Annotated in this window: 32 protein-coding genes; all 32 read right to left on the bottom strand. The window is 54.5% G+C overall.

The annotated features are described in order from the left end of the window. Window positions 1–2: 2 nt before the first annotated feature. Window positions 3–1,082 carry a baseplate J/gp47 family protein gene (locus OGX93_RS09305; protein ID WP_286449791.1) on the bottom strand — a complete coding sequence of 360 codons (1,080 nt, stop codon included), beginning with the start codon at window positions 1,080–1,082 and terminating at the stop codon, window positions 3–5. After that, a complete protein-coding gene (locus OGX93_RS09300; protein WP_200077416.1) occupies window positions 1,075–1,488 on the bottom strand; it encodes a phage GP46 family protein in 414 nt (137 codons plus the stop codon). The genes OGX93_RS09305 and OGX93_RS09300 overlap by 8 nt, the downstream gene beginning before the upstream one ends. Before the next feature lie 4 nt (window positions 1,489–1,492). Continuing rightward, window positions 1,493–2,023 carry a phage baseplate assembly protein V gene (locus tag OGX93_RS09295; RefSeq protein ID WP_286487783.1) on the bottom strand — a complete coding sequence of 177 codons (531 nt, stop codon included), beginning with the start codon at window positions 2,021–2,023 and terminating at the stop codon, window positions 1,493–1,495. Next, window positions 2,023–3,084, bottom strand: coding sequence for a phage baseplate assembly protein (locus OGX93_RS09290; protein WP_286487784.1), 1,062 nt, complete (start codon window positions 3,082–3,084; stop codon window positions 2,023–2,025). Before OGX93_RS09290 ends, OGX93_RS09295 begins: the two co-directional genes overlap by 1 nt. Continuing rightward, window positions 3,081–4,421 (bottom strand): DNA circularization protein, encoded by a 1,341-nt coding sequence (locus OGX93_RS09285; RefSeq protein WP_286487785.1) that lies wholly within the window; start codon window positions 4,419–4,421, stop codon window positions 3,081–3,083. Before OGX93_RS09285 ends, OGX93_RS09290 begins: the two co-directional genes overlap by 4 nt. A 32-nt stretch (window positions 4,422–4,453) precedes the next feature. Continuing rightward, window positions 4,454–6,382 carry a phage tail tape measure protein gene (locus tag OGX93_RS09280; RefSeq protein ID WP_286449787.1) on the bottom strand — a complete coding sequence of 643 codons (1,929 nt, stop codon included), beginning with the start codon at window positions 6,380–6,382 and terminating at the stop codon, window positions 4,454–4,456. 84 nt (window positions 6,383–6,466) lie between these two features. Further along, entirely contained in the window at window positions 6,467–6,793 is a 327-nt protein-coding gene (locus OGX93_RS09275) for a phage tail assembly protein (RefSeq protein ID WP_286487786.1), read from the bottom strand. After that, window positions 6,790–7,146 carry a phage tail tube protein gene (locus OGX93_RS09270; protein ID WP_200074544.1) on the bottom strand — a complete coding sequence of 119 codons (357 nt, stop codon included), beginning with the start codon at window positions 7,144–7,146 and terminating at the stop codon, window positions 6,790–6,792. The genes OGX93_RS09275 and OGX93_RS09270 overlap by 4 nt, the downstream gene beginning before the upstream one ends. Further along, window positions 7,146–8,660 carry a phage tail sheath subtilisin-like domain-containing protein gene (locus OGX93_RS09265; protein ID WP_286487787.1) on the bottom strand — a complete coding sequence of 505 codons (1,515 nt, stop codon included), beginning with the start codon at window positions 8,658–8,660 and terminating at the stop codon, window positions 7,146–7,148. The genes OGX93_RS09270 and OGX93_RS09265 overlap by 1 nt, the downstream gene beginning before the upstream one ends. Continuing rightward, on the bottom strand, window positions 8,657–8,815 hold the full coding sequence (locus OGX93_RS09260; RefSeq protein ID WP_200077423.1) for a DUF2635 domain-containing protein: 159 nt from the start codon (window positions 8,813–8,815) through the stop codon (window positions 8,657–8,659). Before OGX93_RS09260 ends, OGX93_RS09265 begins: the two co-directional genes overlap by 4 nt. A 27-nt stretch (window positions 8,816–8,842) precedes the next feature. After that, entirely contained in the window at window positions 8,843–9,400 is a 558-nt protein-coding gene (locus tag OGX93_RS09255) for a phage tail terminator protein (protein WP_200077424.1), read from the bottom strand. Continuing rightward, window positions 9,397–9,909 carry a hypothetical protein gene (locus OGX93_RS09250; RefSeq protein ID WP_286462662.1) on the bottom strand — a complete coding sequence of 171 codons (513 nt, stop codon included), beginning with the start codon at window positions 9,907–9,909 and terminating at the stop codon, window positions 9,397–9,399. The genes OGX93_RS09255 and OGX93_RS09250 overlap by 4 nt, the downstream gene beginning before the upstream one ends. Continuing rightward, window positions 9,881–10,285 (bottom strand): phage head closure protein, encoded by a 405-nt coding sequence (locus OGX93_RS09245; protein WP_286462661.1) that lies wholly within the window; start codon window positions 10,283–10,285, stop codon window positions 9,881–9,883. Before OGX93_RS09245 ends, OGX93_RS09250 begins: the two co-directional genes overlap by 29 nt. Beyond that, complete coding sequence (locus OGX93_RS09240; protein ID WP_200074538.1) at window positions 10,282–10,596, bottom strand: head-tail connector protein; 315 nt, start codon at window positions 10,594–10,596, stop codon at window positions 10,282–10,284. Before OGX93_RS09240 ends, OGX93_RS09245 begins: the two co-directional genes overlap by 4 nt. Window positions 10,597–10,675: 79 nt before the next feature. Next, complete coding sequence (locus tag OGX93_RS09235; RefSeq protein ID WP_200074537.1) at window positions 10,676–11,905, bottom strand: phage major capsid protein; 1,230 nt, start codon at window positions 11,903–11,905, stop codon at window positions 10,676–10,678. A 10-nt stretch (window positions 11,906–11,915) separates the two neighbouring features. After that, window positions 11,916–12,518, bottom strand: coding sequence for an HK97 family phage prohead protease (locus OGX93_RS09230; RefSeq protein ID WP_200090000.1), 603 nt, complete (start codon window positions 12,516–12,518; stop codon window positions 11,916–11,918). Further along, window positions 12,511–13,737: a phage portal protein gene (locus OGX93_RS09225; protein WP_048241144.1), complete on the bottom strand. Its 1,227-nt coding sequence runs from the start codon at window positions 13,735–13,737 to the stop codon at window positions 12,511–12,513. The genes OGX93_RS09230 and OGX93_RS09225 overlap by 8 nt, the downstream gene beginning before the upstream one ends. Further along, window positions 13,731–13,886 (bottom strand): hypothetical protein, encoded by a 156-nt coding sequence (locus tag OGX93_RS09220; protein WP_200074534.1) that lies wholly within the window; start codon window positions 13,884–13,886, stop codon window positions 13,731–13,733. The genes OGX93_RS09225 and OGX93_RS09220 overlap by 7 nt, the downstream gene beginning before the upstream one ends. Next, on the bottom strand, window positions 13,883–15,613 hold the full coding sequence (locus OGX93_RS09215) for a terminase large subunit (RefSeq protein WP_200077429.1): 1,731 nt from the start codon (window positions 15,611–15,613) through the stop codon (window positions 13,883–13,885). Before OGX93_RS09215 ends, OGX93_RS09220 begins: the two co-directional genes overlap by 4 nt. Beyond that, window positions 15,613–16,050: a phage terminase small subunit P27 family gene (locus OGX93_RS09210; protein WP_200077462.1), complete on the bottom strand. Its 438-nt coding sequence runs from the start codon at window positions 16,048–16,050 to the stop codon at window positions 15,613–15,615. The genes OGX93_RS09215 and OGX93_RS09210 overlap by 1 nt, the downstream gene beginning before the upstream one ends. 109 nt (window positions 16,051–16,159) lie before the next feature. After that, the gene (locus OGX93_RS09205; RefSeq protein WP_200077430.1) at window positions 16,160–16,522 is read right to left on the bottom strand and encodes an HNH endonuclease; all 363 of its coding nucleotides are present in this window, start codon (window positions 16,520–16,522) and stop codon (window positions 16,160–16,162) included. Between the two features lies 1 nt (window position 16,523). Beyond that, window positions 16,524–17,138 carry a methyltransferase domain-containing protein gene (locus OGX93_RS09200; protein ID WP_200074531.1) on the bottom strand — a complete coding sequence of 205 codons (615 nt, stop codon included), beginning with the start codon at window positions 17,136–17,138 and terminating at the stop codon, window positions 16,524–16,526. Then, complete coding sequence (locus OGX93_RS09195; RefSeq protein ID WP_286487788.1) at window positions 17,119–17,988, bottom strand: glycosyltransferase family 9 protein; 870 nt, start codon at window positions 17,986–17,988, stop codon at window positions 17,119–17,121. The genes OGX93_RS09200 and OGX93_RS09195 overlap by 20 nt, the downstream gene beginning before the upstream one ends. A gap of 7 nt (window positions 17,989–17,995) precedes the next feature. Continuing rightward, window positions 17,996–18,535 carry a hypothetical protein gene (locus OGX93_RS09190; protein ID WP_286487789.1) on the bottom strand — a complete coding sequence of 180 codons (540 nt, stop codon included), beginning with the start codon at window positions 18,533–18,535 and terminating at the stop codon, window positions 17,996–17,998. 43 nt (window positions 18,536–18,578) lie between these two features. Then, window positions 18,579–18,974, bottom strand: coding sequence for a hypothetical protein (locus tag OGX93_RS09185; RefSeq protein ID WP_286487790.1), 396 nt, complete (start codon window positions 18,972–18,974; stop codon window positions 18,579–18,581). Further along, on the bottom strand, window positions 18,967–19,269 hold the full coding sequence (locus OGX93_RS09180) for a hypothetical protein (RefSeq protein ID WP_200077434.1): 303 nt from the start codon (window positions 19,267–19,269) through the stop codon (window positions 18,967–18,969). The genes OGX93_RS09185 and OGX93_RS09180 overlap by 8 nt, the downstream gene beginning before the upstream one ends. A 102-nt stretch (window positions 19,270–19,371) precedes the next feature. Continuing rightward, window positions 19,372–19,602: a hypothetical protein gene (locus tag OGX93_RS09175; RefSeq protein WP_114647309.1), complete on the bottom strand. Its 231-nt coding sequence runs from the start codon at window positions 19,600–19,602 to the stop codon at window positions 19,372–19,374. Next, a complete protein-coding gene (locus OGX93_RS09170; RefSeq protein ID WP_225622024.1) occupies window positions 19,580–19,786 on the bottom strand; it encodes a hypothetical protein in 207 nt (68 codons plus the stop codon). The genes OGX93_RS09175 and OGX93_RS09170 overlap by 23 nt, the downstream gene beginning before the upstream one ends. Next, entirely contained in the window at window positions 19,743–20,012 is a 270-nt protein-coding gene (locus tag OGX93_RS09165; protein ID WP_192466404.1) for a hypothetical protein, read from the bottom strand. Before OGX93_RS09165 ends, OGX93_RS09170 begins: the two co-directional genes overlap by 44 nt. A 7-nt stretch (window positions 20,013–20,019) precedes the next feature. Beyond that, a complete protein-coding gene (locus tag OGX93_RS09160; protein WP_286487791.1) occupies window positions 20,020–20,649 on the bottom strand; it encodes a glycoside hydrolase family 19 protein in 630 nt (209 codons plus the stop codon). 158 nt (window positions 20,650–20,807) lie between these two features. Further along, on the bottom strand, window positions 20,808–21,086 hold the full coding sequence (locus OGX93_RS09155) for a phage holin family protein (RefSeq protein WP_115625647.1): 279 nt from the start codon (window positions 21,084–21,086) through the stop codon (window positions 20,808–20,810). Next, window positions 21,076–21,468, bottom strand: coding sequence for a phage holin family protein (locus tag OGX93_RS09150; RefSeq protein ID WP_047462987.1), 393 nt, complete (start codon window positions 21,466–21,468; stop codon window positions 21,076–21,078). Before OGX93_RS09150 ends, OGX93_RS09155 begins: the two co-directional genes overlap by 11 nt. Window positions 21,469–21,967: the final 499 nt, after the last annotated feature.

Here is a 21,967-nt window from a genome sequence, read left to right as displayed (position 1 = left end):
GGCTATTCAGTCGCCTCCGTGTAGGTCTCCCAGGTGATATCCCCGAGTACCGGCAGCTCAGTCTGCCCCAGCACAACATCGACCGTCGGCGCGCGCAGCTGGTGGGCCACTTCGTCAGTCGCAAGGCTGATGGCTTCGCTGATGCGCGATACGTAAACCTTCCCGGATGGCTGGCCGTCGCGCAGCATCAGAGAATTAAGCTCTGCGGTAACGGCAGTACGAATCTCCGGGGTGTCTTTCGCCAGCGCAATGGTCACCGGAATAACTTTTTCTGCGGCCGCGAAAACAAACAGGCCACTGCCCGCCACCGGCGCCCGTGGCAGAATATGTTCTCGCACGGCCTGAACAATATCGTCACCAGGAGCCGGGTTTGCCGGGTCACTGGTCGCCACCATCACGCCGACCGTCCCGATCCCCTGGTAATGGCGGAACGTCCACGCACGGGTAATGACCGCAATCTCTTTGGCCCAGATGACGTAATCAGGATCCGCACCGCCCTGGGGTGTCCAGTAGTAGCGTTCCATCACTCGTGCCCGCCACGTCTCCAGCTCCTCCACATCATCACCGCCGTTCAGCGTATCTGCATACCCGGTTGATGGAATACCGCTAACCGGCGTCCCCAGGCGTAACGCGGTGCCATCATCGGTATTACCGGCAGAACCGGCAACGTCGGCAACAACCGGCACACGTAACAGCCCATCAGAAGCCGTAACGGTCTGCGTGGTGGTGAACGTCACCTGGTCATCGCGCTGGATCTGTGTACCCGCAGGCAGCGTCGGTGTACCGCCAAGACCATCCCAGCGAGCAAAACCGCTTGCAGCCACCGCGTCTTTTCTCGGGCATCGCTTAATCCTCGCATGCCGGTATAGCCAGTCCTCATCGCATAAATCCGGCAGCATGTTCCGGGCCAGATAATCAAGGTAGCCATAAAGCGTATGAACGGCGGCCGCCTGTACCCTGGCGTAAACCTCAGCATCCATACGCCGCAAAACAACATCCTGCTGAAAGCGCGTCAGTAAATCGCTGCGAATGGTGGCGATCAACTGCGGAAGTTCGGGTCGTGCAAATTGACTGTCAGCCATTCAGTTCGCTCCATATATCGTCAAAGGTAATGTTGTGAATTGCCCCGTCACGCTGATAAACCGTCACACCAGCAGCCAGGGTATCTATCCCTGTACGCTCTGAGATCACATCAATGCGCGCTGCCACGCCGTCTTCAGTCATCCACGCCAGCGCCTGCTGCATATATTCGCGGGCATCCTGCGGGGTTTTGTTGGTGAGTTTCCGTCGCTTCAGCAGATACAGACGGGAGCCGATACGGTCATTCTGGACAGTGGGCCAGGTGTCTCCCCACCAGCCGTATGGCTGCGGGGTTTTATCGTCCCGCTCAGCGCGGCGCCAGGAGAAGAGAGAAATCACCACGGCGCGCGTCAAAAGGTCGAGCGGATCCGTGGCATCCTTCCGGATTCCATTAACATAGAGGATCATGGTGTCAGCTCATGGGTTGGTCTGGCTTGTCGGTCGTTCCACCACCGTCGCCATTTTCTTTATGGGTGTGACCGTTATACGTTACGCGCATCTGCGCCATGGTTTTTCCGCTGCCGTCGCAGTTATCTTTGATGTCGTCGGTGGATTCGATCGGCATTTCAAAGCGGGCTTTGGGGGCGTTTGTGAACACAATCGGCTTACCGCCACCATCCACAACAATCCCGTTACGGGTCAGGGTGACCGACTGGTTCAGATCGTCATAAATAGCGACTTCTCCGCGTTTCAGCCCCTTCAGCCGATAACGTCTGTCGGCAACAATAACAGCAACGCCGTGGGAACGGTCACCGCCGGGAAACAGCACCACCGCTTCCGCGCCGTCCTGCGCAGCAGAGGTAAAACCGTAAGGCTCCAGATGCTCAACGCCCTCCTTGGGTTCGCCTGCAATGAGTTTCAGCCCGGCCGCCTGGCATTTTTTCGCCGTATCGAGCGCGGTAATAACAGCGCGCGCTACGATATTCCGAAGGGAATTGCTCATCAGAAATCGATCCCCCCGCTCGTTTTTTTAGCCGCTTTTGGTCTGGCGGGTTCCGGCAGATAAGCATCAGCAGGACCCACCCTGATTTCAGTGACGGTGCCGTTATTGTCCTGGCTGTACGTCACCTCGGCAATCACCAGCGTTTCATTATCAAAACCGTTCAGCGGGTCATACACCACCACGGACTGGTTAGGCTTCCATAATTCCCCGTTTCCCTGCCGCCAGCCCTGTACGGTGTAGGTGGTTTCCTTCGTTTTGGCTGCCCGCTGCCGCGCTTCAAATTCACAGCGTGATTTGCAACTGTCAGTAGTGGCCGTACCGGACTGCTGGAGCGTGCGGGGGCGATAGCGGGTCACACCTGCATCGGTGGTACTCTGCCGGATAGCCGCTATGGTCGCTTCGCCAAAATCATCATCGGTGCCCGGACGTTGCCCGGTGACAAGATAGTCTGAAAATCGGTCTCGCACGCTGCACTCAGTGTCGCATGACAGAATATTCTCCCCCAGCACCAGTGCGGTAACGGCTTTCGCGCTCCCCGGTTTGCCCAGCACCAGCCGCCCCTGCTCATCGTCATACGCCAGCGCCTGAACCTGCCCCAGCAGGCGGTTAAGGCAATCCACCACCGTTTCGCCATGCTCAGGCTGCGCATCAATGACGGCCACCGTAGGCGCACCGGTATCAACAACCTCCACGCCAAACGGCCGGGCCAGTGCGCTGGCGATACGGAACAGATTTTTCCCGCTCTGCTGCGCGGGCGCCGCAGTGCAGTCGATGAGATCTGCGGTTTTACTTCTGCCAACAATGCCACGGGTAATACTGCCGGCATCGTAACGCAGCGGCAGCGCTTCAACCCAGCCGGTGATCACCTTGTCATCGCCAATCAGCACTTCCACTTTATCCCCGTTTTTTATCCGGGGTGCGCCATCCTCACTGCCGGGCCACTGGCTGGTAATCGCCACGTTAAAATCCCGGGCGATACGGTCAATCCCGGCGCTAATCCTGACCGACGTCCAGCCGCCCCATTCGCGCCCGTTGACGCGCAAGAAAACCGTATTGTTCATCGTACTGGTACCCTCAGCGGTTCAACCGGGACAAAGCCAGGATGGCGGACAGGATTGCGTGTCAGAATATCGGACTCCCGCCCGGCGTCGTCATACCACGCAGCAGCCAGCACCAGCGCAGGCAAAACATCATCAGGCGTTCGCTGCGCGGTGCGCTCAACCTGCGCCAGCCGCGCAGAAATGTCGCGGTTCAGGTCAGTTCGCATCACGGAAATTTGCTGGAAAAGCACATCATCAATGATGCGCAACTGCTCCTGATCAATCGCGGTATTAAGCGCTGTCCGGATATCTTTCAGATCCTCATAGTTCGGTGGAGGACTGTCGTTGCTGACGGTCTGAGCGCCATCCAGCGCCGGGTGTGTGATATTGATAATGTCAGAGTCACGGCCGGTCCCTGCTGGTTGATTTGTCCCCCGCAGACCGGACACATCACGCGGCTGTGCCAGCGCCGTCACCGTACTGGCAGCCGTACTGATGGCCGTTGTCCGGATAGCCGAGGCGATCAAATTGCTCTGTGTCTTTTGGGTGATAACTGAACCAGAATCAGTGACCCAGGTTCCCCTGGGAGAAAGACCAGGATCCAGCGTAATGCCGGACAGGGTTTTTATCATCGTGACCAGATCAGAGGTATCGCCACTCAGACGGTCACCGGCGCGCCAGGCTTTCTGTAACGCACGAACAAAATCATTTGCAGCGCTGGGCGGCATCAGTATGACGGATAAATCCCCTTGCAGCAGACGCATGGCCGCAGAGACGCCGGAATCCACCATGTTGAATGCATCAGCGACGGTATTGATCATCGCCGTTGCATCAGCAATAACGTCATTCTGAATGAAATCCGCAATGCCTGAGAGGCCGAACGCAGAAAACATACTGTCAATGGCATCATCAAACAGCCCGCAGGACTCATCCAGACGCTGCGCCGTCGCCATACCTGCAACAGGAAAGGTAAGTTCACCACTCTCCACAAATTCGAAGGTTATTCGCGACATGCGCCCTTCCTGGCTGCTGTGCGATACCTTTACGGTTCCGTTAATACTGCCCTGCATCTCACCGTACTGCGGATGGACCAGCGTTCCCGGCCCTGCCGTTTCAACGGCAGCAATGAGACGATCCCGTTTATCGGCGTAGTCATCCCCGATAACGTAAGCGTTGACAGTTAACCGGCGCGCGGCCCGTCCCAAATCTTCCGTAAAGGGTTTGTCCCTGTTCGGGTATTCATGGGTCTGGACGCGCCGCCCGAAAGAGGCATCATCATCCTCAACGGAGAATGGCACCCCACGGAATGACGCATCGCGCAGGCGGTCGCGCCAGTCCGGCGAAGAAAAAAACGCCATGTTCTCACCTTATGAAAAATTGCCGGAGCAGGTTAACGAGGGGTTTTAAAGGGCGAATAGCCCACATCGTGGGAAATACCCATCAGCGGATTACCGGAGGCCGGAATATCAGTCACGCGCATCCCCTGAGGGGCATTTTCAAAGGTCACTTTGAGTTCACTGCGCTGCGTTGTTGATGAAACAGCACGATCCAGAACGCCCGGCGTCCTGTTTAGTGGAACAGAAGGTTGATAACGCCCTTCCGGGATCGGAGCGTCCATACCCAGGATTTCTTTAAGTCTGGGAATAAAACCGTTGTATCCCCGCTCCCGTTCTTTCGTCTGCATCTTCTGGACAACAAAAGAGCCAGCGTCCATCCCTGCATCACCGGCTGCTTTTCCCATATCCTGAAGTTCTTTAAAGAGTGATACCGCAACGCCGATTGTCAGCGTCATGGCTCCCATTCTGCCTATTTTACCCAGCAGTCCGGATAACTGGCCTGCCAGCAACACTGACTGCTGCAAAGCACCAATTGTTTTAACCGTAAAGGATCCGGCCATAACCAGACCAACACCCTTTATCACGTTTTCCCAGCCTCCCATCGCCTGTGCAACGTTATCCACTTCTTTCCATACGGCTTTAATTACAGGGCCAACTTCATCCCAGTTCTCAATGATCAGCATGGCGCCAGCGACAAGTGCAGCAATCGCTATTTTTGCCGGAGAGAGATTAATGACACTGTTCAGGATTTTAATGGCGCGGGACAGCGTACCAATCGACACACCGACAGCCAGCAGTGCGGCGCCGAATTTCGCGGCAGACTGCACCAGTTCAGGGTTTGCCCGGACAAACGTTCTGACCTGTTCCAGATAAGGCTTGACCTCTTCCGCAGCCTCATTAATCGCAGGTAAAAACGTGTCGCCAAGCGTGACAGAAATCGCATTGATACTGTTTTTCAGCAGGATCAGCTGGTTTTCCGTCGTGGCCGCGCGCGATGCGTATTCCTTCTGCATCGAGCCACCGTACTCCTGCGCATCCGCAACACGGTTAAAATTGGTGCGCAGCAGGTCAAGGTTTGTCAGCAATGGCGCAATCGCCCCTAACGATTCCTTGCCGAACAGGGCATTCATAACGGATGCCTGTTTTGCTTTCGGCACCTTCGCCAGCGAGTCCAGCACTTTCAGCATCGCCGCGCGTGAATCTTTCTGCATATCGGCGGCCAGTTGCGCCGGATTCAGCTTCAGAAAAGCCATCGCCCGCTTCTGCGACTTCGTCGCGGAGTTTCCGGCGGTAAGCGACAGCATAAAGTTTTTGATGCCGGTTGACGCAATCTCAGACTCTACGCCCATCCCGGCAATGGTGGCTCCCATCGCCGCAATTTCACCGGAGGCCACCCCGGCAACACTGCCTAATGGCCCGATCCGCGTCACGATATCAGAAATCTTTTTCGCATTCGCCGGACCGGTATTCCCCAGATAGTTAATTTTATCGGCGAGGACAACCACATCATCCTGCGTCAGTTTGAACGCCGTCCGCCACTGCGCCATCATCTGGCCTGACTCTTCAGCAGTAGTGTCAAACGCCACGCCCATCTTCACCGCATCGTTTGCGAACTGCATCAGATCACTGCGGGCAATACCGGACTGCCCCCCGGCAGCAACGATTTCGGCGATACCTTCCGCCGCCATTGGCAACCGGGTTGACAGGGTCAGAATATCGTCGCTCATCTGTGCAAAGGCTTTTTTATCGTCCAGCCCGTCAACCACCTTACGGATGTCGGCCATTTTCGATTCGAAGCCAATAGCAGAATTCACCGGCATTGCCAGCGAAGCAAGAATTGCCGTTCCGGCAGCGGCAGCCCCCAACGCCAGCCCTGCCATTTCCTTCTGAAACCCCTTCAGTTCCCGCTGCATCCCTTTCAGCGGGCCGGATAACTGGTCAACGGCGGTGATGATGGCTTTTAACTGGAAACTGTCAGCCATGCTTTATTTCCTCATTGATGCGGACGGCCTCCGATTCCAGATCCAGAAAATCGGATATAGCCGCCCGCCGGAGTTCAAGGGGGTTTATTCGCCAGTAGTGTGCTGTGTTGTAGAGCCGGCTTCTGAGGTTTCCTCCGTCTCCGATTGGGTAAAAAAATTGAGGATCAGCATGCAGCCTTTGAAAATATCCAGTTTTGTCAGCTGCGCTGCCGAAGAACGGGGGATCCCGGCAAGTAGCGGGAGATATTTCAGCGCGACGAAACTGTCCAGTTTTACCGCCCCTTCAGCGGAAACAGTAAACGGAAACCCCGTCGCCTCAATTTCATCATAGGACGGCTCACGCAGCTCCAGCACATGAAGCTTTTCGTTGTGCGCCATAATCGGCTTTTTAAGCACCAGTTCTTTTGTCATTGGTAAAATCCTTCCTCACCGTGGAACTCCAGATCCACCGTGCCCTCTTCGGGGTTATGGTTGGCCTCGCCGTGCAGCCAGGCGTTTGAGAGAACGTACACCTGACCATTTGCCAGCTCTGATGTGATGGTCATGGCATCAGACGATGTGATTTTGCTGACAGGGAAGTTCTTCGGCACTTTGGCCGTGACCTTCGTATACGCAGCCCGGCTTGTCTCCTTGTAGTCAACAGAACCGTCCAGGCCGATCACGTCATCACGGACTTTTGTGTTCATGGGGACTTCAATACCCCCGGTGATCGACAGCTGCTGGCCGTCAATTTTGAAATACGTCGTTCCAGCAATCTTTGCCATTATGCGGCCTCCTCGTTGTATTGCAGGCGGAACTGGTTAAGCACAGCAAACACGCGCAGCTGGTTGACATAATCCGGCGGGAACAGCACATCCAGACGGTTCGGATCGTTCGCGTTACGCTCAACAATCAGGTATTGCTGGAACAGGTCAAAGTTTTCCACAATGCCCTCACGTTCCAGTTGTCGGTACGTTGAACCCAGCTCACCACGGATAACGGCTGGCGTGACAATCGCCTGGCCGGGACCGAAGCGGGTACCGTCGTTCGCCAGTTTATGGCGGCCATATTTGCTGGTGATCACCGATTTCAGGCGGCGCAGCACATAAGCGCTGGTATGCAGCGTCTCGCTGTCGAGATAGCTGTTATCCGCCACACCGTAGGCATTGGTTTTGTAAGTGGTGATGTCACGCTGGATGCGCAGCACGCCAGCTTCCGTGTACGCGGTCGCAATCCCATGCATCAGCAGGGACTGCTGCTCGGTGATGGTAAAGCGCTTGCCGGTTGGTGCAGGTAGCGCACCGGTGAGTTCTCCGGTCTGCGTAGGACGTGCCGGATCGATACGCAGGAAAACAGCTGCCCGCGCCAGACGATAGCCCACCAGCTCATCAACACACGTCTGTACCTCTTTCTCATAACCGGCAATGGTGATGTGCTGATAGTTGAACGTATCACCATAGGTCACCAGCTCAGACAGCGTTCCGGTCCTGGCCGTGTAGACATGACCATAAAGCTGGCGAATGTAGCTCCAGCGTCCGGAGCTGTCGTTCATTTCAACAGACATCGCCTGAAGGGAGTTCGCATCACTGAACGGCAGGCCGATATAGTCAAAAGGCTCGTCCCCCATCGCGGCAATCGACTCAGACAGGTCAGGATCGCCTGCACCACCGCTCATTTTGCCGATCTGGATACTCAGCCCGGCGGGAGTTTCTTCACCGCTGGCGGTACCGTAGTAGTTCAGGGTTAACGGGATGCTGTTGCCCACCGTCCCGCTGTTCACCGCAGAAAGATTAACGGTACCCTGAGCGTCTCCGCCGGATGTACCCTGGTATTCAGCACTCACAGGCAAATCAGGATAGTTGTTGATAACACTCACCAGCGCCTGTGCTACCTGATCGCCAGTGTCCCCCGTCGCCACCGTCACCTGCACCTTACGGGTACCGACATAAAGATTCACGGAACCAGCATCTGTCACGGTGCCGGTAACCGTCACTGTACCGGTTGCCACCTCGCCATTATCAGGTACGGCAATCACCCAGAGTTCTCCGAACGGATCAACCTGGCGATATGCTTCAACCATACGCGCCAGCTGGCTGCCACGGCCTGCCATTTTTTTTGCCAGGTCCTTCGATGGCATGATCACCAGCTGATTCAGCGGCATATCTGATTCCGGTAATGCCATCCCGATAAGGAGGGAGGGAGCACCACCCTGGGCGGTATTCGCCGCGCTGTTATCCATTTCGGCATAAAACAGCGGCACCCGGTTATCCGCCGGTATAGTGTTAAAGCTTACGGTCATTTTTTATCCCCTTTACGTGAGATTTTCTCGATGTCACCGGCGGCTTCCCGGCGGTACCACCAGGCGCTTTCCTCAACATTTCGCCCGGCAGCAGGCAAAAGGTCGCCTCGGGCGGGATCCGGAACGGACCGCCCCTCTTTGGGTTTCACAAACATTATTTTTTCCAGTCAGGTGTGGGGTGATTACGGGAATGAGATTTCAGCGCGGTGTTCAATATTACCGTCCGGCCCGTCGCCGGGATCGATGTAGTCCACATCGATGCTAATCAGTTTCAGATCATCCAGCGCGTCAAGATCGTCCTGCTGGCGTGTGTCTGCCTCGTCGATCTCATACTTCACCGTGAAGTCGAACTGGTAATAAAGTTCATAGCGGTTCAGCTCCAGCAGCATGCCGCCAGCGTACTGAATTTCATGGGCGTTCGGATCCGGACACCAGCCCAGCAGGGCTTTCCAGAGTTCATGACGAACATCATGCACCGCATCATAAGATGCCCACTGGCCTTTTTCGTCGCGCTCATTACTGAGGACGACAATAACGGAAAAGCCCTCCGTCAAATCCTGCCAGTAGTCTGTCTGGGAACGTTGTTCCCCTGTCACATCCTCTGACGGTACGACATAGGCGGCGGGCAGTTTCAGCTTTCCGGACTCCGGGATCGCTTTAAACTGCGCGGCACCACCCACACGATTTTCAAAACGCGGGCAGCGGCCACGCAGCGCGGCCACAATGGGTGTCAGTTTCATTTCTTTTTCCTTCTCTGGGGACGCAGGGACCTGCGCAACTCACGCGACAGCACATAGCGGGTCCAGCTGCGGCGCCGCTCCAGCACCTCCGCCATATAGTTATTGCGTGGGGCGATTCTCCAGCCACTGCCACCGGACGCACCGCGATGATGGCCTTTTTTACGTTTCGCGCCACGGCGCACGCCGTAGAACAGAAACGCCGGATAAAAGGCACCGGAAATATGGCGATTCCCCTCACCGTTCTTCTGGTTGGGAGCAATCTTCACCATCAAACCTGGGCGTCGTCTGGATGCGCGAGGAACGTAATAACCTATTGAGCGGGCCAGTTTCCCTGTACGGTATGCCGGGTTTTCGCCAGGTGCAGAGCGTCCCCGACGCATGACCAGACGGCGGGCATCCCGCATATGTACCTGACCAATGGTGACAAACGCCCGTCGCATGCGGGCGCGATTGAAAACCAGCTCTTTCGGCTGTTCAAAATCAACGTGTAAAAATGCTTTGTTCTGCATAGCCAGCTCCCCGATCCGTGCCGAGTTCCTCGCATTCAAGCAGCAAAAAGCGGCGCTTACTGTTCAGGTCACGCACACGTCGGATGCGGTAACTCTGACCGTCACAGACCACCTCATGATCGGCGGTAATATTCCGGCGCCGGCGGATCGTGAAATAGTGCGTTACGGTGTTCTCTGTCTGCACGGAACCCTGGTAAGCAGCAGCACCGGGTTGCGCCATCTTTGCCCAGGTACGGATTTCATCCGGATACGTGGGGGACACGCCAAAATCATCATCCGGCTCATCCACCCGCAGGCGAATGGTAACGCGCTTATCCAGTTCGCCCGGGTCCGGCAAAATGTAGGTCGCGCTGGTCTGCGCCTGTCTGAGTTTCATAGCGGGATATACCTGTAAGGCCCGACCAGCCATTTGAAGCTCATCGGTAACTCAAGTTTTTCAACCTCAGTGACCGCCGAGCGGTTCTCGTAGAAGTGGGTGACAAGCATCAGTAAGGCCAGCTTCACGTCATCCGACATCACCAGCCCGTCGGGATCGTCAGTTGGTTCAGTTGCATACAGCTTACGGTTGAGAAAATTCTCAGTCCGGCTCTGTACCGCGTTTCCCAGCAACTCCAGCAGGCTGTCCTCGTCGGTAAAATCCTCGTCCAGCCGGAGCTGGAGTTTGATTTCTTCCATCTTCAGCAGCATAAAGCCTCCTGTGCCCGCCAGATTGCGGGCACAAAAAAACCGCATTACGCGGCGGACTGTTGTTCCGTGATAAAGGTTATCAGCTGCTGGCGCTGCCTTTGCCCACCAGCGCTTTAATGGCGGAGGTGTCTTCCAGGATGCAGTCGAAGCGATGGAACGCCAGGAAGCCGGTCTGATCAAACTCAGCGTAACGTTCCACCAGGCGTTTCAGGATCATGTAGCGCACGCGGCGGATAATAAAGCGGTCAAAGTCACCGCAGAACATGAATTTTTTACCCGCCCCGATATCATCAATCTCCTGATCGATAACATACGGCACATTCAGCACAGAGGCTGGCGCCACGCCAACGATATCCGGCAGCCACAGCGGACGCCCCTGACCATCTTCCATCTCGCTGATGAGTTTCAGCGTATTGTCGTTAAATGCCAGGCGGAACTTCGGACCGCGACGGTATGCCGGATCAATGCTGTGCTTCAGCGCCAGAATTTCCTGCCACTTCACCGCAGCGGCAGCCGCAGTCTGCGTGGTGCCACTCACGGAGGCGGCCAGACCTTTCGGCTGTTTCGGTGTGCCGGCACCGGTACCCTGAATCAGATAACGCGCTTCACCACGGCCGATACGCTCTGCAATGCGGCGGGCAAGATAAGCTTCCATGTCGATCGCGCTGTCCTGCAACAGTTCGTTAGACACGCGGATGATTTTGGAGGTCATTTTCAGCGCGCCCAGGCTGTCCATGCCAAATTCGGTATCTTCTTCACCGGCTTCTTCATTCTCGCCAAGCAGGACACCGACCTCGGCTGTACCGTCAGCCGTTGCCCATTCCATAGTGCGTCCGTCGGAGGTTGTCAGGATCTGCGCCACGCTGGCGATACCACCGTAAGCCTTCATCTGCTCGACGACTTTCGCAAGGAAAGTGTCCGGCACGGTATAGCCGCCCTTTTCATCCGGCGCGACACCCTGAGCACGCAGCTCACGCAGGGCCTTACGCTCTTCAGCGGTCAGCTCACTGGCACCGTGGCGCATCCATTTATCAAAAATCTGGCCGCGCTGTTCATCCGGCTTTTTACCGTTATCCTTATCCAGATTGTCGCGCTGCTCATCGCTTTTATCATCGATGTATTTCTGATCCATATCGCGCAACTCTTCTTCGCGGGCAATACGCTCATCCAGCCCTTCCAGCTCGGTTTTAGCCTTATTCCATTCAGTGCGCTGCTCATCAGTCCAGGCGTTATCGCCGATCTTTTCATTCAGCGCACGCATTTCGGTCGCGATGGTATTGCGCTTTTGTTTCATTTCATGAAGCTTCATGGATGTTTCCTTATGCATTAAGAAGTGTCAGGACGCGCTCACGCGCCATTCGTTGGTTAATGGCAAGCTTCAGCGCGCCGCTGTCGCGTGCTTCCTGCCAGGCTTTCAGGGAGCGAACCCCGGAATCAGCTTCCTGGTACGCCGGATACGTTACGGGGCTGACATCAAAGAGACGCGAGAAACGCGAAATCTCACGAATAACCACGCCCTCTTCATCCTCATACCAGCGCTCGCCGTCCCGGGCGACCTTGAAGGCAAAACTGGACTGGTTGATGTCGCCGCGCAGCATCGGTGCCAGCACCAGATCGCGGATGGTCTGGGTATCGGGTGCTTCGATGTCGTAACGCAAACCACGCTCATCGGTCGAAACCGTCAGCGTACCGGACGCACTGCGCCCCAGAATAAAGTTAGGATCATGGTTGAACAGGCCACGTACATCGTCGCCCAGCACGTCATCAAACGAGCCTGGCTTGATAATTTCGCGGAACCCCCATAGCGGTTCAGAGCGCGAATTAAACACCGAGCCATAACCGATAATGCGCGTCGGCTGTTGATCGTGCTGCTCGGCCCTGACTTCGCCGCTGTAGCAGCGTATTTCCCGATCGTCACTCATCGGAATTGCCCTCCGTTTTATCGTCGTCTTTAAAATCTTTTGCCGGATCTGCGGCGTTGACGCTCACCAGCATCTCGTCGAGCCCGTCTTTAGGGTTCATATCCTCAAAGGCGCGAGCCTCGTTGCGGCTCATCCAGCCATCAGTGATGGCAAAGTGGTAGAACTGAGCACGCTCTTTCGGCGTGCCGCGCAGCAGGCCTGTCAGGTTAAAGCGGACGTAATACCCGGCCTCCCGCTCGGCGCGGGTGAACAGACGACGGTTTATCTCCTGCTCCCAGTTCGTTACCCAGGGCATCATCGTGTAACGCACAAACTGAATGGCCTGCTCGGAGATATTGGAGAATGTCGCTTTTTCCAGGTCGTTAATCATGTGTGCCGGTACGTTGAAAATTCCGGCAATCATTGAACGGTTAAGCTTCATCATGTCGATGAGCTGGGCATCAACAGGGGAGACGGTCAGAGCTTTATAATCCAGCTCTGCCGGCAGCAACATGGTTCTGTTTTCCTGGCTGCGCAGCATGGCAGAGGCTTTCTGCCACATCTTTTTGAGACGATCCCAGGAGTTGTCGTTAAGTTCCCCTTTTACCGACACAATCCCCGCCGGACGGGCATTCCCGCTAAAAAAGCTCTCGGTATATTTCTGCCCGCTCATCCCCATACCGATCGTTTCGGCGTGCTGGAGTATCGGACTCAGCCCCATCTTCTGGTTATTCCCCAGCGCCCGGATGTGGATCATGTCGTCAGGGCTGATAGCAAAAGAGCCCTCTTCGTTGTACATGCCGTAGGTGTAGCGCCCGCCAGTATTCAGCAGTGTCGTTTCCCATGGCATGCAGGCTTCAAGCTGGATAACTTCACCCCGGCGATTACGCTTAACGTGGGTATAGCCATTTCCCCAGCCGAGGATATGGCGCTGTTTCAGCTCGCGCCATTTATAGCTGGTTTGCCAGTCGTTCGGCTCATCATGAACCAGATAAAAAACGGGGTGATCCCGCGCAGGCTCCACAAACTTCCCGGTTCGCCGCATAACGTGTAGCGGCATCTGGGCAACGTTAGAGGAAATGACGTAAATACAGGCATACACCGCCGCCAGCTTCATCGCCGTTTTGGGGTTAACGATCACGTCACCGTTAAAAATCCCGTCGTTTTCGGCCGCTTCAGCAGTCAACGGAACAGCCGGATTTTCAAGCGAGTTGCTTCTGAACATGGCATTAATCAGCATTTTGATCCCCTTGCTGCCAGCAGCGCCCATAACAGAAGCCCGGCACCGCCAGCCATAAGCGCAGTCGCGGCGCCGTATTTTAGGTAAATACCGCCCACCAGCGCGCCAAAGCCAGACAGCCCGGCGACATCGATAATTAGTGATTTCACAGGAATAAAACGTCCTCGTCTGGATCGAGATTGGAGAGAAAATCTTTTGGCTCGTTCAGCATTGCGCGGCCAACACCCATCATCATGCCGACGGCACCATCGATTTTGTTACCACCGCCCTCTTTGACCGGGCGGACAACATCATCACTGCCAGGCAGATACTTCCCGACAACGTTTGACACACACCATGTCATCAGCGGATTACCGTCGTGATGGAAGCGGCCAGCAGCGATCGCGGCCTCAATCTCCCGCATCGGGTCGCTCATGTTGGTGTAGTTCTGGGTGATGGTGACGGGCTCCAGCCCTTCATCCTGCAACATATGGGAAAGGCCTGTGGCGCCATAAGGGTCAATCGGGCTCGCCGCTATTTTCACGGTTTCACGTAATTTCAGGATCGCTTCGAAAATAAGGCGGTAATCCACCTCAGCCCCGTCCGACGGAACCAGCACGCCCTGATTAACAAAGGACTGGTAACGGTCGGCGATCGTTTTCAACGCCGGGTCCGTGGCGTATACGGTATCTTCCGGCACCCAGAAGAGAGGCGAAACACAGTAGTAATGGCTCAGGCCGTCTATTTCTCGCCGAAAAATCGGCACGACGGCGTTCAGATCCAGTTTTGATGCCAGGTCGATGCCAAGATAACACTCTTCCCCGGCAAAGTCTGACAATTTCAGCGTCTTATCCGCTGCTGCCATCCACTTCTGTAAGTTGTAGTAAGCCGCTTTAGAACTTACCCATTTATTGAAGTGTTTCGTCAGGATCTTGTTGGTCTGGCTCGGCGTGGACATCGCCAGCAACTGCTTCGCCCTGAGAAAACTGTCTTTTATCGACACGCCATAGTTTGGATTCGCCTTAATGAGTGCTTCCGGCTGAGTCCAGTCGTCTTCGTCATCAAGGGTATAAATAATCCCAAAAATAGCCTCGTTTTCGCCCCCTTCCCTGATGCGTTCCAGTATCTCGACAACCTGTGCGCGTTTCTCATAGCAGGGGGAAGCAATATCAAAGCCCGCTGTCGTGATGATCAGCGTGATGGGCTGTTCACGCGCCCCCATCCCGGTGGTCATCGTGGTATAGAGCGCATCAGTATCATGCTCGTGATACTCATCGATGATGGCGCAGGACGGTGAATCGCCGTCGCCGGGGTCACCGATAACGGGTGCAAACAACGAACCATCAGGGCGGGTCATTTTCTTCGCCCAGGGCTTGATGCTGAATTTCTGACGCAGTGACGGGAGTTTCTTCACCATCGCCAGCGCGGGTGCAAACACTTTCCACGCCTGTTTTTCGGTCGTGGCGCCACAGTAAACTTCCGCCGCATACTCGCCATCAGCGCAGAACATGTAATTCCCGACAGCGGCAGCAATCGCCGATTTACCGTTTTTACGCGGCACCTCAATGTATATTTCCGTGAACCGGCGAAACCCGTTATCCCTGCGTACCCAGCCGAACGGCACGCCCAGAGAAAACTTTTGCCAGGGTTCAAACTCAATACGCAGCTTTCTGCGCGCCCATTCGCCGGAGGTATGCGGCATTTTCTGGGCAAATCGCAGAAATCGCTCTGCCTTATTTTTATCGAAGCGGTAAGGCCATTTTGGATCTTTAGCGCGCTCCAGATCGTCCAGATGTCGCTGACAGGCAAGAATGGTTAACCGGCAGGCCAGAATCTTCCCGTTCACGACGTCCCGCGCATACTGGTTCGCCGCATTGACGTTCGGATATGTAGCCATCAGTCAAACTCATCAAATTCATTCCCTTCATCGTCCGGATCATTTTTGCCGCTGGTCATACGAATGCGGCTGAGCGGGTCTAACCCAAGAAGTGAACCCAGACGGGCGAGTTGCGATACAGAGTCATTTCTGACATTAATGGCCGGGTGTTTTTTTTCACCGCCCATTTCGCTGGATACCGTCAGGCCGTCTTTCGCAATAATATTTTCGGCTTCAAGCATCAGATGAAACGCATTGCAGTACGCCAGCAAAATCGGGGCGTCCTCCAGTTCAAACACGCCGCGTTCAATTAAAATTTTGCTCTGTGTTTTCCAGAGACGGATCGCGACATCCCCCATCAGTTCATCAGGCGGCGCGATCCTGGTCAGTTTGCTTTTTTGTCCGACGGGTAAAATCCGTTTTCGACCTCCACCTGAAGATCTAACAACACCCCCCATAAAATCCCCTTTATCAATAGGCAAAACCTTCCCGAAAAAAGTTTCTTATTTTGGGCGCGTAAAAATTTGATGAGGCGGGCAGTCCGGGAAGGCAAAGGCTGGAGAGATTTTACCCCGCCCCCCTGTTGCGTCCTTCGCGGGCTGTCTTCTCCCGGTGGCAGGCGGTGCAGAGACTTTGCAGGTTCGCATCATCATCCGTGCCGCCCTGAGATTTAGGAATGATGTGGTCAACGTGGCGAGCCTCGACAGCCACCCCCTGCCTGCGGTGCTCACAACAGAGCCCGCCATCACGCTTCAGTATCCGGATGCGCCGTCGATCCCATGCAGTTCCGTAGCCTCGCTGGTGGCGTGTCTGGCCGGGCTTGTACTGCTGCCAGCCATCACCTTTATGCTCATCACAGTAGCCGCTGCGATCGGTCGTGGTGTTCCGGCAGCCTCGTTTTCTACAGGCTTTCGGCGTTCTCGGTGGCATGCTATTTCCTCCGGAATGCGTAGCTGCTTATCCCGTCGCGGCCCAGCCTGCTTTCAATCGTGTTGTGCTCAACACAGGTAAATCCCTGCGCTTCGAACCACATCAGCAGCCCTTCATGCGTCCAGTACCAGATGTGCTCATCCTTACGGTAATGGCGGGAAGTCAGAATATGTTCAGCGTTGTCAAATATCGGTAGCGAAACAAAAACGAACTCTTTCGCCTGTCGTACCGCGCGTTCCGGATCATCAATATGCTCCAGCACATCCCACATCGTAAGCGCCCGCCAGCGGCTGGCATACAGATCGGCGTAAGCATTACGTTCATGCAGCCAGGCCACGCCCGCAGGATTAACATCGAAGCCCAGCGCGCCGGGGTAACTGCTGACGAACTGACCTGAGCCGATCCCCACATCCAGTACAGGCCCCTGATAGTGGCGCATCACAAGCTGAATACGTGCCGCCGTCAGTTGCTGCCCCATAGATGTATCGGCCATCGCCTGATAGCGCGCGAAGTAATCCGCGTTATAGGGCCGGTCAGCAGGAACGGGATAACGTCCCATTCCCAGCTCGGGCAACCACACCAGGCCGTTTTGCAGTTCATTTGAGAACAGTGTCATGTAACCAGCCTTTGAATTTGTCCAGAAAACCTGTGATGTGCTTGTTGCAGTCGTGTTCCATGCTGGCGCACATGCAGTAATCATCGGGCTGCGCCCAGCCGACACGGGACAGGTCCATTTCAGGATCTGTAACGATATGCGGGGCATTGTGGGCGCCGCAGCCGCCCTGAATGATGAAAACAGGCGTTTTGTAGCAGACTGCCGCAGGCAGCGCCCAGCCCACACCAGAAACGACAACGGCGGCATGTTCCACCAGCGCCAGCATTTCGGTTAGAGACAGCTCGCCGCTGTGCAGCTGCAAATCGGCTTCAGGTGGCTCACCCACCAGCCACTCTTCCCCGTCTTCCAGATCAGCCAGGCTTACTACGTAGAAATGCTTGCGCAGTTCCCTGGCAGCAGCGGCCAGATATTTCGGATCAGGATTGCGTGCCGGGTTCGCCCACTCTTTACGGACGGTTGCAGGACGAATCACTGCGATCGGCTTATCCGCCGTCACTGGTGACTCACCATACGACGGCAAATCGAACACGCTGGCCGCCTTGCCGAACTGCCATGTCATGGCGTCAACAATAGAACCTTTCTTCAGCTCTTCCGGACCATAGAAGATAGTAAGGACTTCTGACGGGCGCGCCGGTTCCCGCACATACACCAAGCCCGTTTCCTCTTCATTTTTACGCTGCGTTCGCAGGCTGGTACCGGAGCGGACAAATCGCACATCCAGATCAGAGTAAAGCTCCGGCCATGGAGTACGCAGGAACGCTCCGGGGAACTGGCGCACAAACGCACGCTGATAAATAGAATCACCAAGCCCGTACATCCCTCGGATGCAGACCTTTCGTCTTAATGCCATAAATGTCCTACAGAGAAAGCGCAGCCTCTAACGGCTGGCGGGGAAAGCAGGTAAGCCGCGTATAGCGGGAACAGTTAATAATTTCGGCACCACCAGCGATAGCCAGCAAGCGGCTGAACTCATCATGCCAGCGCGCCACGCTGAATTTATCCGGATTAGCCAGCAACTGGTGGTTGCCGTGCCAGTGGGTTCCGTGCCGTATTGAGCAGTCGTACCCCAGAAGCAGAACACGGTGTGCGCCCAGATGGAGCGCCAGTTCAATGGCGCGTTGCCCGGAGTTGAAGGAACCAGGCAACGCGGAGGGAAAGCAGTTAATACCAAAGCGGCGGGCGGTAAACTCATCGCCGCACCATCTTTCAGCAGATGAAGCGATCATGCGGTGGTGTTCTTCCCACCAGCAGCAGTCAGCCGCATAGATAGCGGCGCAAAACGGAGTCGCTTGCCACGAACTGTTCACCGCGATTATCGGAATATCGGCTTGATTAAGTGTCTGACAATCATCGTATGTCAGTGATGGGCCGCTAGCCACACATGCAAAAGTAGCCATACTGCATACCCGTTATGGCAATAAAAAACCGCCCGTAGGCGGTTTATTGAGATTTATCTTTAAAATAATAACCAATGATAAAGCCCAATGATGTTCCAAGAGCCCCAATTACCACAGCAAGAACCTTATCAAGTTCTAAAAGGGTTATATTTTTTGCTTCTTCATACAGCCCTTGCTTATGCAAATCAACAATCCATCGCACAGCATTGTCGTTATACCAAAGGGTAAAAAAGAAACACCCTCCAATCAGACCAAAAAAACCAATCATGAACCAAAAAGTGAGGGCGCTTCTTGTTTTCCCGTCCCTCTGTAATGCCCCGAGAGAAGAGAACTCCTGTTCATCAGCCTCTTTTTTCACTCTTTCGTGCTGAGCTTGGGTCTCTTTAATTTTTTTAAGGGCATCGCTTAGGCTATCGGTGATTGGCGTAATTTCAATCATTAGACTTATCCACCGCTTTTACACCAAGGGCTTTGATTACTTTTGTATAGTCTTTCCACATCGATTCATTGTAGTTGTGTGAATCATTCGATGAGGCTAGCAATAAGTCTATCATTTGCTTAAGACGAGAGAGCATCAGATCCTCACCCTCACTGCGATTTTCACGAGCTTCTGTCTCTGATATCAGATCAAAGATGCGTATTGAGATATTATAAATGTCTTCAGACAGCTTATCTCCGGCATCCCTGAACCTAGAAAGATGCTCTATCATTTGTTTGTTGGACAAACTATCCATGATTTCTCCCAATAAACGGTCAACTTTGCTATATAGGAAATCATAACATAATTAAGCATTATCACAGGCACTCCGTGAATGCCTGCTGTAATGCCTGTCACATTAAGAGAAGGAGACGCCTAAATTAACCAGTACGGCTCTTTTTTCCTCAATACGACGGTCAAGCTCAGCCACAGCATGTGGGCGTATAGCATCCAAAAAGGCATTATCCTGATAGGTAGATTGGATTGTTACCCCAAGCCCTGCACCACTCTCCAGAATACTTTTCTGTCGCTGTAGTTCTTTTATCTCGTTATTGATGTAATACGCTTCACTTAGGTTCTCTGCGTTCACGGGCAGACTCCTTCTTGCAGTTAGCCTGCACTGATTTGTTATGGGCCAGGATGTCGCGCTTGGTCTGCTTATCCAGCACGGCAATATCGTGTTCAGTAAGGTAGATGATATTCACCCAGTCACAGGCCGTGTCCGTTACTTCAGGTTTTGCGGGTAAAGTTTTCGCGCAACTCACGGTCAACATCGTCATCAGGAAGATGATTAACAGTCTGCTGTACATCCCTGGCTCCTTTTGTTTTCTCTACCCGGCGTTCTGCAACGGCTTCAGTAGCTGCCGCGCGTTCTTCTGTGCGCTGGATTTCGGCTTTGGCTTCCGCTTTACTGGTGCCGCGCAACTGGCCGAAACCAAAAGCACCAGCGATAGCGGCAATCACCGCTGCGGCCAGGCCGATAATCATTTCAAGTCCCATAGCAGCCTCACACCAGCACGGCTTTTGCCAGATTAAAACGGCGACGGCGGTCATCAAGACCGTTTTTACCGCCGTTGATGATGATCGTGATACGTTCCACATCGCCGGAATACACAAGGCATCCGCTGGTGGCAAAGAACCACGCTGCGGAACGCGCTGCATTTTCGTCCTGTTCCAGCAATTCCGGCTGTGTGACCAGATCCAGTTTTAGCGCCATGCCGCATTTGCGATAGTTGCTTAGCCCGGTGATTTGCTTCAGCCCGCGCCCGCGATATTTCCAGCCGTCACCAGCAATCTGGTTGCCTAGGTTCTTTTTGCCCCACTCGCCGCCGTAAACCAGATTGGCTATCGCTTTCTGATTAGCTGGTTGCGTTGCCGTTCTGCCGAGTGCGGCAGCCTGCTGTGCCGTGATACGGTGCTTGCCGAATACGGGAACAAGACGATCGGCTGCGTAGTTCAGACTTTCCACCAGCTTTTCATACCCGCCGGACTCATGCCCCATCTGCGCGATGAACATCGCCTGATCGAGCGGCGCAGTGATGCCGAATTCTTTCATTGCCGCGTCGATGTGCGGAAACCAGCGCGCAGATAATCCGGCGCTTATACCAGCCGCCTTCTGAAATCGTGATTGATTCATAAAATTACCCGCCAGGAAACTACCAGATTTAATAGGGATAAAAAAGGGAAACAGAGATGCTTTCAAATGTAATTTGATTCAAAATTCCAACCAAGAAAAATCCTAATACCTTTATGTAACCTTTGTGGGTTGTAGTGATGTCGTTACAACCCACTTTTTTATTTCTGAAGAATGTTGATTAAACGTGCCACGTTTCCCCGCGCCCATAGCACGGCGGCGCAAATTAGTACGTTACCCAACACCACAAACCAGTGAGATTCCTGATAGAGGCCGAACAGATACCGGAATGGGACGCTGGCATATACCAGCACTGTGAAGTAGGCCACCAGCGATATCAGAGGGCGATGTCTCGCGCTGCCGCGCTGGTAGAACATCAGCGCAACCACGATCACCCCACAAATTAACGCATTAAAGAATGCAGAAGGATCATTTAACATTACCCCCTCCTCCGCGCAGACGCGAAAGCATACCGAACAGGCTATTTAGATCCTGACTGTTGATGAATGTCAGCACCTTGATAGTGATGGCCGATACAATCACGGCGCCAAGCGCATCAAGTGGCCGGTCACTGTACCCCGTCCAGGCTGAAAGTTTCGAACCCAGTAACCCCGCACCGAGCACCCCAACAATGAACGATGTCATAAAGTATGCAGCCAGACGACCACGGGTAAGATTTGCAGCCGTTGCGACGTAGAAAACCGCGCCACCAAACGCACCAAATACAACGCCAAAATCGGTATGAGTGAAGATTCCGTAAATTACGGAACCCACCAGCCCACCTCCGAGCATCGCGCCGGAGCCAGTTACAGGATCGGACATTTAGCCCCCTCTATTGCTGTGAGTCCTCTCAGTACGAGGGGAAAGAAAAAAGGCCACGCAAATGCGTAGCCTGGAAAAGTAATGCTGTTGTGATGGCCGGTGCTGATCTCCGGCATCTGGAATATTAGTGCGACAGTTTATTCGGATTCAGTCATCTGCGTATCAAGGTGCCTGTCTTCGCAGAATAGTCGCTTTCGGTTCATCAATGTGCATTTCACCCGGTTTCCCGGCTGCTGTTCTCAGCTCCCCAGCACCTACTGGTTTCTTCCAGTGACCTTCCCTCCTGACGGAGACCACTATCACGAGCGCATCAGCCTGCGCATTCATCACAACCGGAAGCACGCTCCGCTACATGAATTAACGACAAAACTCATCTGAGAAGGAATTGAAGCGTGCTTGCGGTTGGGATTGTGTTGCGGTGCCGGGTGCCTCCCGGTAGGCCTGCTCCAGTCAGCAGACCTGCAAAAGGATGTATCTTTTGACTGGTTGCCCCTCCGCA

Source organism: Citrobacter sp. CK195, assembly GCF_030333365.1.
Lineage (GTDB): Bacteria > Pseudomonadota > Gammaproteobacteria > Enterobacterales > Enterobacteriaceae > Citrobacter_B > Citrobacter_B koseri.
The sequence above is the reverse complement of the archived record's forward strand: the minus strand, read 5'-3'. Positions and strand labels throughout refer to the sequence as shown.